Below are 12412 nucleotides of genomic sequence, written 5' to 3' on the forward strand. Positions count from 1 at the left end.
TACGGGCTACTTCGATTTGCCGCCAACGACCACGGCAAGCTTGTTCTTCATCTCCAGCAGCTTGTGCACCTTGGAGCCCATCTTCATGAGTTGCTGCAACGATTCGGCGTCGAGTTTCTGCACGTCGTCAAACCAGTTGGTCATGAGCGTGATGAGCTGATACATCTCCTTCATGCGCGCCTGAGCGTGTCGGTCATCCGGATCGGTGGGGGATTCGAGCATGACGTCGCGCAGCAACGAGAGCGTGGGATCGATCTCGCGCTTGCGGCGCTCCTCGGCCAGCGTGCGGAAGATGGTCCAGATGTCGTCCGGGGCGGAGAAGTATTCGCGCCGGTCACCCGGCTTGTGCGATAGCCGCACGAGCTTCCAAGACTCCAGCTCCTTTAGCCCAATGCTCACGTTTGAGCGGGAGAAGCCCAGCGCCTCGGCGATCTCGTCCGCGTTGATCGGCTCGCGCGCGGCGTAGAGCAGGGCGTAGATCTGCCCGACGGTGCGGTTGATGCCCCAGCGGCTGCCCATCTCACCGAAATGCAGAACGAACCGCTGTTTCAAGGGGGAGAGTTGCATTGTTTTGATCTTTCTCAATTTTCAGGAATTTCTGAAAGTTTAGCCCCCCTTTCCGCCCTTGGGATGTGACGCGCTGTCGCGGGGCGTGTGGGGCGTTGGCAGCAGGCGGAAGGTGCCTCAAGTGTGAGAAAAACTCACAATAAAACGTTTGGTGCCTCAATATCGGGATTTTTATCTTTTTTATCTGACAATATTTAACGCAAATAAGGTATTACGAGGCCAGCGTGCGGAAGTAATCCGCATCGCTTTGCTGGCGGAGGCGAGAAAGAAGGCGGGTAAGGCAGATAAGAATCATTTTCAAGAATGCAGTATTTGCTACGGCAGCTGAATTGCGGGGCGTTGCAAAACGAGGTTATCGGGTCTTAATAAATCCAGTTATGTGCCGATAATCCGTTGCGAAGTAAATCATCAAAGGAGATCCCCCATGCGTGTCAACGAACCTGTCACCCAGCGCGAATACGAGTTCCCGGACAACGCCACGCTCATGTCAACCACAGACACCCAGAGCTACATCGCCTATGCGAATGCAGCGTTTGTGGAAGTGAGCGGTTTTTCCCGCGAAGAAATTGAAGGCCAGCCACATAACATCGTGCGGCACCCCGATATGCCAACCGAGGCATTTGCCGATATGTGGGCCACGCTCAAGGCGGGGCAGCCCTGGACGGCGCTGGTCAAGAACCGTCGCAAGAACGGCGACCATTATTGGGTGCGTGCCAACGCCACGCCCGTGGTGCGTAACGGACGGGCCAGCGGCTATATGTCGGTGCGCACCAAGCCCACGCGCGAAGAAATCGCGGCGGCCGAGGCGCTCTATAAAGATTTCCGCACCGGCCAGGCGGGCAGCCGCAAGTTTCACAAGGGCCTGATCGTGCGAACCGGGCTGATGGCCTGGCGTTCGGTGTTTCAGGTGATGCCGGTGCGCTGGCGCATTCGGCTCACGTTTCTCACATTGCTGCCCGCGCTGTTGGCAATAGGGTGGGCGTTCGGCCTCTCTGGCGCGGCGCTCGGCGGTTTTGCCGGCGCGTTGCTTGTGGCTTTGGCGATTGCCTCGTGGTCATTGAAGGTGCAGATCGCCACGCCGCTCGAAAAACTGCAGGAACTTGCGCTGAGCGTGGCCTCGGGCGAGAGCCGGAAAGTCGCCATCGCAGACCGCGTGGACGAGATCGGCATGACGCTGCGCACGATCAGCCAGCTCGGGCTGATGTTCCGCTGGTTGATCGACGACGTGGCAGAGCAGGTCATCAACGTGCAATCGGCCAGCCAGGAGATCGCCAAGGGCAACGGCGACATCAACACCCGCACCGAGCAGGCCGCCGCGAGCCTGGAAGAAACCTCCAGCTCCATGACGCAGATGACCGCCACGGTGGCGAGCAATGCCGAGACGGCCGGGCAGGCGAACACGTTGTCGAGCGCGGCTACGCAGGCGGCGGTCAATGGCGGCCGTGCCATGGAGCAGGTCGTGGCCACCATGAGCGCCATCACGCAGAGTGCCAAGCAGATTGCCGACATCATCGGCGTGATCGACAGCATTGCCTTCCAGACCAACATCCTGGCGCTCAATGCGGCCGTGGAGGCCGCGCGCGCCGGCGAACAAGGTCGGGGTTTTGCCGTCGTGGCAGGCGAGGTGCGTGCGCTTGCGCAGCGCAGCGCGGGTGCAGCCAAGGAGATCAAGGAGCTGATCGGCACCAGTGTCGACAAGGTTGAATCGGGCTCGCGGCTGGTGGACGATGCCGGCAAGACCATGGACGACATCGTCGAGCAGGTCAAAAAGGTCTCGGCCATGATCGCCGATATCAGCCTGGCGACGGCGCAGCAGACCGACGGCATCACGCAGGTCAGCCAGGCGGTCAACCATCTGGATCAGGTCACGCAGGAGAACGCCACGCTGGTTGGCCAGAGCGCGGCGGCGGCCGAGGGCTTGCGCATTCAGGCCACACGCCTGGTGGAGGCGGTCAACGTGTTCCGTTGAGCACGATGCAATTGCAAAAACCGAGTGAGCGCCACATCGCGATTGTGCGGTCTTCGCCTACTATGCCTGTGCGGTAACGTCCCTCAAAACGCACATTCTTTGGAGCGCGAACATGGCCTCACACGGTTTGATTGCCTGGTTGATCATCGGCGCGGTGGCGGGTTGGCTTGCCGGCATCCTGGTCAAGGGTGGCGGTTTCGGCATCTTCGTCGACATCGTGGTCGGCATCGTCGGTGCGTTCATCGGCGGATGGCTGGCGGGGGTGCTGGGCATCTCGCTGGGCGGCGGGTGGATCGGCTCGATCATCACGGCGGTGATCGGCGCGGTGATCCTGCTGTTCATCATTCGGCTGATCAAGCGCGCATAGCGCAAGGCAGCACCAGACCCAAGAACGGCGGTGGATGCGGATGTCATCCAACCGCCGGATTTCAACATGCACCTCATCACCTAGACTGGTTGAACCAAGGGCAGTCGCGCCACGCCACAAGCACCAGCGCGGCCGGTACACGCTAACCCAGCGAGGCCACCATGTCTGACCAGCTCACCACCGCACCGCAAGAACTCTACGAAGGGTTCGAGATTCACGTTGTGCCAAGCCCGACGCGGGCAAACTCCACGCGCTACACCTACACCGGCTACGTGTGCCACCCTGGCGCCGATCCGCAGTTGCCCGGTCACGTCGTGCCCTTTCATGCCGACGGGGACGACACCTTCCACAGCCCCGAAGAGGCAATGGAGGAAGCCATGCACGTGGCGCGCAGCATTGTTGACGGCACGCATCCGGATCTGTCTGTGCTGTCGATCGTGACGCACGGCTACTGACGTCGGTTACGGATCCCGGCAGCTTCTCCTTCCACCGGTCATGCACGTGATGTGTCGGTCGCCATTGGTGGCGGCCCACGCATTTGCTGTGCCGCACCATCGCGAATCGCATCTGCACCGAAACCGTGCGGCGCGGTGCTCCCGCATGAGGCACGCGCGGGCGGCGACTTCTCCTCAATCTCCTGCAAACCGCGATAGCTCAAGGCTTTGCCCGCCTGGCATACCTGTTGCATAGCACCATCGCGCGGGTCAAAGGCGATCTGTGCTCTTCGTGGTGAAGGCCCTGGTGCTCAGGGCTACTTGGACAACGGCGTCCCAGACCCCGGCTACTGCAGCCGGGCTCTCGGACGCCTTTCTTTTTTTTTTCGGCCCCTGATTGGGATTCAACATGACCGGCAAAGCCACCCGAATCGACCTGTTCAGCCTGCGTACGCCGCAGATGCGCGCCTTCCATCTGACGTGGCTCGCGTTCTTCGTGTGTTTCTACGCATGGTTTGCCTGTGCGCCGCTCATGCCGGTGCTCAAGGGCGAGTTCCACCTCACGCCCGGCCAGATCGCCAACATCAACATCGCCGCGGTGGCGGTGACGATCCTGGTGCGGCTGATTGTCGGCCCGCTGTGCGACCGCTTCGGCCCGCGCAAGACCTATACCGGCTTGCTGCTGCTGGGCGCCATCCCGGTGCTGGGCGTGGCGCTCGCGCAAAGCTACGAAACCTTCCTCTTCTTCCGCCTGGCGATCGGCGCGATTGGTGCGAGCTTCGTCATCACGCAGTACCACACGTCGGTCATGTTCGCGCCCAACGTGGTGGGCACGGCCAACGCGGCGGCTGCAGGCTGGGGCAATGCGGGCGGCGGTGTGGCACAAGGCACGATGCCGCTGCTGCTCACCGCCATCGTGATGATGGGTGTAACGCAGAGCATGGGCTGGCGCCTTGCCATGGTGGTGCCGGGCGTGGCGATGCTGATCGTCGCGGCGCTCTACTGGCGCTATACGCAAGACTGCCCGGAAGGCAATTTCAGCGCGCTGCGCGCCGCCGGCAAGACCATCGAAGGCGGCAAAAAGGGCGGCTGGGGCAGCTTCGTGGCGGCCGCTGGCAACTATCGCGTGTGGCTGCTGTTCATCACCTACGGCGCGTGCTTTGGCGTGGAAATCTTCATCCACAACATCGCTGCCACCTATTACGTCGATCACTTTGGTCTGTCGCTCTCGGCTGCGGGCATGGCTGCGGCGAGCTTCGGTCTGCTGGCGCTGTTTGCACGCGCGCTGGGCGGCATCGTGTCGGACCGCGTGGCAGCCAAGCGCGGCCTGGATGCGCGTACTCAACTGCTGTGCGTGCTGATGGTGGGCGAGGGCCTGGGCCTGTTCGGTTTCGCCCATGCAGGAAGCGTGACGGTGGCAGTGCTCGCGATGCTCGGTTTCGGCCTGTTCACGCACATGGCGTGCGGCGCGACGTATGCGCTGGTGCCCTTCATTGACCGCCGCGCGCTGGGCGGCGTGGCCGGCATCATCGGCGCGGGCGGCAACGCCGGCGCGGTGGCGGCGGGCTTCCTGCTCAAGGGCATGGCCGATACGCAGGCCACGCTGTCCATCCTCGGCGTGCTGGTGGCGCTGTCGGCCATCTGCGCCATCGCCGTGCGTTTCTCGGCAGAACACAAGGCGCGCGAACAAGCGCTGTACGACAACACGCTGGCCGCCGCCGGCAACGCCTGAAAGAGGACATCACCATGACCATGAAGATCGTCGTCATTGGCCACGGAATGGTGGGCCACAAGTTTCTGGAAAGCCTGCTGCACACACCGGGCCATCACCTTGAGGTGACGGTGCTGTGCGAAGAGCCGCGCCCCGCATACGACCGCGTGCACCTGTCGGAATTTTTCACGGGCAAGACGGCGGAAGATCTCTCGCTCGTGGCCCCGGGCTTCTTCGACCGCGACGACGTGGTGCTCAAGCTCAACGCTCGCGCCACGGCCATCGACACCACTGCCAAAACGGTCACGGCCTCCACCGGCGAGGTGCTGCCGTATGACAAGCTCGTCATCGCTTCGGGCTCGTCGCCGTTTGTGCCACCGGTGCCGGGCAAAGACCGCAAAGACTGCTTTGTCTATCGCACCATCGAAGACCTCGAAGCGATGGCCGAATGTGGCCAGCGCGCCAAGACGGGCGTCGTCATTGGTGGCGGCCTGCTGGGCCTTGAATGCGCCAAGGCGCTGCGTGACATGAACCTGCAAACGCACGTGGTGGAGTTTGCCGGCCGCCTGATGGCCATGCAGGTGGACGACGGCGGCGGCCGCATGCTGCGCCGGAAGATCGAAGATCTTGGCGTGACCGTTCACACGCAGAAGAACACCTCGGAGATCGTCGACGGCGAAACGGCGACGCATCGCCTGAACTTTGCCGACGGCACGCACCTGGAAGCCGACATGGTCGTCTTCTCGGCCGGCATCCGTCCGCGCGATGAGCTGGCGCGCGCCTGCGGTCTGGAGGTGGGCGAACGCGGCGGCATCGTGATCGACTCCGAGTGCCGTACCTCCGCGCCCGACGTGTACGCGATTGGCGAATGCGCGCTGTGGGGTGGCAAGGTCTACGGCCTGGTCGCGCCCGGTTACGAGATGGCGCGCATCACCGCCAAGCAGATCCTGGCGGCCGACGATGCGGCAGAGTTCAGCGGCGCTGACATGAGCACCAAGCTCAAGCTGATGGGCGTGGATGTCGCCAGCCTGGGCGATGCGCAGGGCGTGACGCCGGGCAGCCGCAGCGTGCAGTTCACCGACGAGCGCAAGCAGATCTACAAGAAGCTGGTGGTGTCGGAAGACGGCAAGTACCTGCTGGGCGGCGTGCTGGTGGGTGATGCGGCCGAATACGGCACGCTGCTGCAGATGATGCTCAACCGTATCGAGCTGCCTGAGGCGCCGGAATTCCTGATCCTGCCGCAGGCCGATGGCAATGCACGCCCCGCACTGGGCGTGGATGCGCTGCCCGATAGCGCGCAGATCTGCTCGTGCAACGATGTGTCGAAGGGCGCGCTGTGCCAGGCCGTGTGTGCCGGTGCCACCACCGTAGGCGCGCTCAAGGATGCGACCAAGGCCGGCACCTCGTGCGGCGGCTGTGTGCCGCTCATGACGCAGGTGATGAAGGCCGAGATGAAGAAGCAAGGCCTGGCCGTCAACAATCACATCTGCGAGCACTTTCCGTATTCGCGCCAGGAGCTGTATCACCTGGTGCGCGTGGGCCGCATCCAGTCGTTCGAAGCATTGCTGGAGGCGCATGGCAGCGGCATGGGGTGCGACATCTGCAAGCCGGCCGTCGCGAGCATCCTCGCTTCGTGCTGGAACGACTTCGTGCTCAAGAAAGAGCACGCCGGCCTGCAGGATTCCAACGACTACTTCCTCGCCAACATCCAGAAGGATGGGACTTACTCCGTGGTGCCGCGCATGCCCGGCGGAGAGGTGACGGCAGACGGCCTGATCGCCGTGGGGCAGGTCGCCAAGAAATACGGCCTGTACACCAAGATCACGGGCGGCCAGCGTGTCGACCTGTTCGGTGCGCGTCTGGAGCAGTTGCCGCTGATCTGGGAAGAGCTGATTGCGGCCGGCTTCGAGTCGGGCCATGCCTATGGCAAGTCGCTGCGCACGGTGAAGTCGTGCGTGGGCTCCACATGGTGCCGGTATGGCGTGGGCGATTCGGTGGGCTTTGCGGTGACGCTGGAGAACCGCTACAAGGGCCTGCGCTCGCCGCACAAGATCAAGTTTGGCGTTTCGGGCTGCACGCGTGAATGCGCGGAGGCGCAAGGCAAGGATGTCGGCATCATCGCTACCGAAAAAGGCTGGAACCTGTATGTGTGCGGCAACGGCGGCATGAAGCCCCGTCATGCCGAACTGCTGGCGGCAGACCTGGACCAGGAAACGCTCATCAGGTATGTCGACCGCTTCCTGATGTTCTACGTGCGCACGGCCGATCGCCTGCAACGCACGAGCACGTGGCGCGACAACCTCGAAGGCGGTCTCGACTATTTGAAAGACGTGGTCATCAACGACAAGCTGGGCATCGTGGCGGAACTCGAAGCCGACATGCAGCACGTGGTCGACACCTATCAAGACGAGTGGAAGACGGCCGTGACCAACCCCGAGGTACGCAAGCGCTTCCGTCACTTCGTCAACAGCGAAGCGAAGGATGCGAATGTCGTCTTCGTCGAGGAGCGTGGCCAGATCCGCCCGGCGACGGTCGAGGAGCGTGCCAAGACGCGGCCCGTGCGCATTCCCGTTGTTGCTGAAGCCGCTTGAGCCCGAGAGAAGAGGAGAACGCCATGCAAGCATCCCGTTGGACCCCGATCTGTGCCCTGGACGACATCGTTCCCAACACCGGCGTCTGCGCGCTGGTGGAAGGCGACCAGGTTGCCGTGTTCCGCGTGGGCGGTAACACACCACAAAGTGTGTACGCCATCGGCAACTACGACCCGAACTCCGACGCCGCCGTGCTCTCGCGCGGACTGGTCGGCAACCTGGGCGAGCGCATTGTCGTCGCGTCGCCTATCTACAAGCAGCATTTCGATCTGACCACGGGCGAGTGCCTGGAAGCGCCGGCCAACTCCGTGCACGCGTACGCGACCAAGGTGGAAGACGGCAAGGTCTGGGTAGCGGCATGAGCCGTAAGCGGCTGCCCTGCGCAGTGGGCAGACACACGGCGGCGCATGCCGATGGCCGCCGGCACTGAGTGAATCAAATGACCGACAACCTTCAGAAGAGGGCAGCATGAACGCCAAGACCGTACGTCCCAAGCTGGTCGTCATCGGCAACGGCATGGCCGGCATGCGCACGGTCGAAGAGTTGCTCAAGCTGGCGCCGGACCTGTACGACGTGACCGTGTTCGGCGAAGAGCCGCACGGCAACTACAACCGCATCCTGCTCTCGCCTGTGCTGGCGGGTGAGAAGCAGGTTGACGACATCATGCTCAACACGCGCGAGTGGTACGACCAGAACCACATCACGCTGCATGCGGGCGATCCGGTGGTTGCTATCGATCGCCCGCGCCGCACACTGCGCTCGCGCGATGGCGTGGAGGTGCGCTACGACCGCCTGCTGATCGCCACCGGCTCGCGGCCATTCATCCTGCCGGTGCCGGGACACCTGCTGCCGGGCGTGATCGCCTTCCGCGACATTCAGGACGTGGAGACAATGCTGGAGGCGGCCCGCAACCACCGGCACGCGGTCGTCATCGGCGGTGGCCTGCTTGGGCTGGAAGCCGCCAACGGCCTGATGCGCCAGGGCATGGACGTGACCGTGGTGCACCTGCCCGACAGCCTGATGGAGCGCCAGCTCGACAAGCCGGCCGCCAAGCTGTTGCAGAAGGCGCTGGAGGCCAAGGGCCTGCGCTTCCTGCTGGGCGCGCATACGGCGGAGCTGCTTGGCACCGACCGTGTGACCGCCGTGCGGTTCAAGGATGGCACCCAAATTCCCGCCGACCTCGTCGTCATGACTGCCGGTGTGCGCCCGAACATTGAGCTTGCCAAGGCCGCCGGCCTGCATTGCGAACGCGCCATCATCGTCGACGACACGCTGCAAACCTACGACCCACGCATCTACGCCGTGGGCGAATGCGTGCAACACCGCAGCGCAACGTTCGGTCTCGTTGCGCCAATCTGGGATCAGGCCCGCGTGTGTGCCGCGCACCTGGCTGGCGCCGGACACCGCCGCTATATCCAGCAGGCCACGGCAACCAAGCTGAAGGTCACGGGCGTGGACTTGTATTCCGCTGGCGATTTCATCGGCGGCGATGGCACCGAAGACATCGTGCTGCGCGACCCGCGCCGCGGCGTCTACAAGCGCCTCGTGCTGAAAGAGGACCGCATTGTCGGCGCGGTGCTGTACGGCGACGTGGCCGACGGCCCGTGGTACTTCGACATGATCCAGCGCCAGACCCCGATCACACCGATTCGCCAGCGCCTGTTGTTTGGCCGTGCGCTGTGCGAAGCAGAAGCCGCGTAATGACCACTGGTAAGACGCGAAACCGGCAACACACTTTGCATGCCGCCGGTGTGGCCTTTGACTTATCTGCCCTGGATGGCGCCTTGAATTTATGTAAGCGGGCGGAAAAAGGAAGGAGGCTTGTTTGAGCGAAGCGAGTTTGCCTCCTTCCCCGCCCGGTTACAGAAATTCAAGGGGAAGTCGCCATCTCGGGCGCGCCTTTCTTTGCTTACTTTCTTTGGCAAGACAAAGAAAGTGAGTCGCCCCCGGCAGGGGGTGAAACCAGGGATGCACCAATCACGCAGAGCAACACAGAGATGACGATGACCACCATCCCCATTCACCCAATAACGAACGCCGTGCGTACCACCTGCCCCTACTGCGGCGTCGGCTGTGGCGTGCTCGCGACCCCGCAGGCGGATGGCAGTGTCAGCATTCAAGGCGATCCGACGCATCCCGCCAACGCAGGGCGCCTGTGCGTGAAAGGCTCGGCGCTGGGCGAGACCGTCAGCCTGGACGGCCGGCTGCTCCACCCGGCCATGCGCCATCGCTCGCATGATGTGGACGCCGCGCAGCTCACCAAGCCGGCGCCATTGCAACGCGTGTCGTGGGACACCGCGCTCGATGCGGTCGCGCACGGCTTTCGCCGCATCGCTGAAGAGCACGGCCCGGATTCCGTTGCGCTCTACGTCTCCGGCCAGTTGCTGACCGAGGATTACTACGTCGCCAACAAGCTGATGAAGGGCTTCATCGGCACGGCCAACATCGATACCAACTCGCGGCTGTGCATGTCGTCGGCCGTGGCCGGGCACAAGCGCGCGTTTGGCGAAGACCTCGTGCCCGTCTGCTACGACGATCTGGAAACGGCAGACCTCGTCGTCCTGGTGGGCTCCAACACGGCGTGGTGTCACCCGATCCTGTTCCAGCGCATCGTGCGCGCAAAGGAAGCGCGGCCTGAGATGAAGGTGGTGGTGGTTGACCCGCGCCACACGGCCACGTGCGAGCTGGCCGATCTGCATCTGCCCATCAAACCCGGCACCGATGTGTGGCTGTTCAATGGCCTGCTGTCGTTCCTCTCGCGGCGTGGTGTGGTGGACCGCAACTTCGTCACGCTGCACACCAACGGCCCGGACGCCGCCCTGGAAGCCGCCGGCACCGAGAGCCACGACATCGAAGCTGTTGCCAAGGCCTGCAAGCTCAAGCTCGACGATCTGCTGATGTTCTACAACTGGTTTGCCGAGACCGAACGCACCATCACCGCGTTCTCGATGGGTGTGAATCAGTCGACAGCGGGCACGGACAAGGTCAACAGCATCATCAACTGCCACTTGCTCACGGGCCGTATCGGCCGTGCGGGCATGGGGCCGTTTTCGATTACCGGCCAGCCGAATGCGATGGGCGGACGCGAAGTGGGCGGTCTGGCCAACATGTTGGCCGCGCACATGGAACTGAACGAGCCTTCGCATCGCGACCTCGTGCAGACGTTCTGGGGCGCACCACGCATGGCCGACAAGGTGGGCCTCAAGGCGGTCGATCTGTTCAACGCCATCGAAGACGGGCGCATCAAGGCCGTGTGGATCATGGGCACCAACCCCGTGGTCAGCCTGCCCGATGCTGACCAGGCGCGCCGTGCGCTGGCCAAGTGCGAGCTCGTCGTCGCTTCCGACATCGTTGAAGCCACCGACACCACCGTTCTGGCCGACATCCTGCTGCCCGCGCTGGGCTGGGGCGAGAAAGACGGCACCGTGACGAACTCCGAGCGCCGCATCTCGCGCCAGCGCGCCTTTCTGCCCGCACCCGGCGAGGCACGCGCCGACTGGGACATCATCGCCGACGTGGCCCGCCGCATGGGTTACGACGGCTTCGAATTCAAGAGCCCGGGCGATGTGTTCGATGAACACGCACGCCTGTCCGCCTACGCCAACGATGCGAGCGGCACGCGTCGCGCCTTCCATCTGGGCGGCCTGACGGGGCTTGATACCGATGCATACAACGACATGTCGCCGGTGCAATGGCCCATCGCAACGTCGGGCAACAGCGAAGCGCGCCTCTTCAGCGATGGCCGTTTCGCCCACGCCGATGGCCGCGCGCGTTTCGTGCCGACGCCTGCCCGTGCGCCCGCGCATGCGGCAGATGGCGAATATCCGCTCATCCTCAACACCGGCCGCGTGCGCGACCAGTGGCACACCATGACGCGCACCGGCCGCGCGCCCAAGCTGGCGGACCACGTGCCCGAACCGTTTGTCGATCTGCACCCGCACGATGCGCTGCTGGCCGGCGTGCGCGAAGGCAACCTGGCGCGCGTGTCATCGCGCTGGGGCAGTGTGGTGGCACGTGTGCGCATGACGGGCGGCATCGCGCGCGGCAGCGTGTTCGTACCGATCCACTGGAACGGCCAGTTTGCTTCCGATGCGCGCGTGGGCGCGGTCGTCAATCCGGTGGTCGACCCGGTGTCGGGCGAGCCGGAGTTCAAGCACACGCCGGTGATGGTCGAGCCGTTCGATGTGGCGTGGCACGGCTTCGTCCTCTCGCGCCGTGCACTCGACACCGACGATGCAACGTGGTGGACGCGCATTCAAGGCAAGCAGTTCGTGCGCTATGAGCTGGCCGGCCGCCAGCATCTTGGCTCCGCACACGATTGGGCGCGCGCGCTGCTGGGCGTGACCGACCCACATGCCGATTGGCTCGAATATGAAGACACCACTGCGCATGTCTACCGCGCCGTGCACGTGGTGGATGACCGCATCGAAGCCTGCGTGTTTCTCTCGCCGCGCCCGGATCTGCCGTCGCGCAACTGGCTCGCGGGCCTGTTCGCGCAAGAGCGCCTGGAAGATGTCGATCGCGCGGGCGTGCTGCTCGGCCAGCCGATCGAAGCGGGCGTCGATGTGGGGCCAACCGTGTGCTCGTGCTTTGGCGTGGGCCGCAATACGATCTGCGATGCCATCCGCACCAAGGGCCTGCAAACCACCAGCGAGATCACGGCTTGCCTGAAGGCGGGCGGCAATTGCGGGTCATGCGTGCCGGAACTCAAACGGCTGCTGGTGGAGGCGCGCGTGCAGCAGGCCGCATGACCTTTGCATCACGTTACGCACC

Annotated in this window: 9 protein-coding genes; 8 read left to right on the plus strand and 1 reads right to left on the minus strand. The window is 63.8% G+C overall.

Annotated features, from left to right (window positions below; all coding sequences use genetic code 11):
• Positions 1–6 precede the first annotated feature (6 nt).
• Entirely contained in the window at positions 7–567 is a 561-nt protein-coding gene (locus ACEN9T_RS01065) for a GbsR/MarR family transcriptional regulator (RefSeq protein WP_045201721.1), read from the minus strand.
• A gap of 424 nt (positions 568–991) precedes the next feature.
• Between ACEN9T_RS01065 and ACEN9T_RS01070 the strand changes: the two genes are divergently transcribed.
• The 8 genes from ACEN9T_RS01070 (at position 992) to ACEN9T_RS01105 (ending at position 12390) form a co-directional block, all read left to right on the plus strand.
• A complete protein-coding gene (locus ACEN9T_RS01070) occupies positions 992–2536 on the plus strand; it encodes a PAS domain-containing methyl-accepting chemotaxis protein (RefSeq protein ID WP_092972039.1) in 1545 nt (514 codons plus the stop codon).
• A gap of 112 nt (positions 2537–2648) precedes the next feature.
• Positions 2649–2903, plus strand: coding sequence for a GlsB/YeaQ/YmgE family stress response membrane protein (locus tag ACEN9T_RS01075; protein ID WP_004627540.1), 255 nt, complete (start codon positions 2649–2651; stop codon positions 2901–2903).
• Between the two features lie 161 nt (positions 2904–3064).
• Complete coding sequence (locus ACEN9T_RS01080; protein ID WP_092972038.1) at positions 3065–3358, plus strand: hypothetical protein; 294 nt, start codon at positions 3065–3067, stop codon at positions 3356–3358.
• Positions 3359–3746: 388 nt separating this feature from the next.
• A complete protein-coding gene (locus ACEN9T_RS01085; protein WP_092972037.1) occupies positions 3747–5069 on the plus strand; it encodes an MFS transporter in 1323 nt (440 codons plus the stop codon).
• Between the two features lie 14 nt (positions 5070–5083).
• Positions 5084–7639: a nitrite reductase large subunit NirB gene (gene nirB, locus ACEN9T_RS01090; RefSeq protein ID WP_413706166.1), complete on the plus strand. Its 2556-nt coding sequence runs from the start codon at positions 5084–5086 to the stop codon at positions 7637–7639.
• A gap of 23 nt (positions 7640–7662) precedes the next feature.
• Complete coding sequence (nirD, locus tag ACEN9T_RS01095) at positions 7663–8001, plus strand: nitrite reductase small subunit NirD (protein WP_024978563.1); 339 nt, start codon at positions 7663–7665, stop codon at positions 7999–8001.
• A 106-nt stretch (positions 8002–8107) separates the two neighbouring features.
• Entirely contained in the window at positions 8108–9340 is a 1233-nt protein-coding gene (locus tag ACEN9T_RS01100; RefSeq protein ID WP_413706167.1) for an NAD(P)/FAD-dependent oxidoreductase, read from the plus strand.
• 296 nt (positions 9341–9636) lie between these two features.
• Positions 9637–12390: a molybdopterin-dependent oxidoreductase gene (locus tag ACEN9T_RS01105; protein ID WP_413706168.1), complete on the plus strand. Its 2754-nt coding sequence runs from the start codon at positions 9637–9639 to the stop codon at positions 12388–12390.
• The last annotated feature ends 22 nt before the right edge of the window (positions 12391–12412 follow it).

Origin of the sequence: Ralstonia sp. Ralssp110 (assembly GCF_047325135.1) — a bacterium.
In the GTDB taxonomy this organism is placed as follows: domain Bacteria; phylum Pseudomonadota; class Gammaproteobacteria; order Burkholderiales; family Burkholderiaceae; genus Ralstonia; species Ralstonia mojiangensis.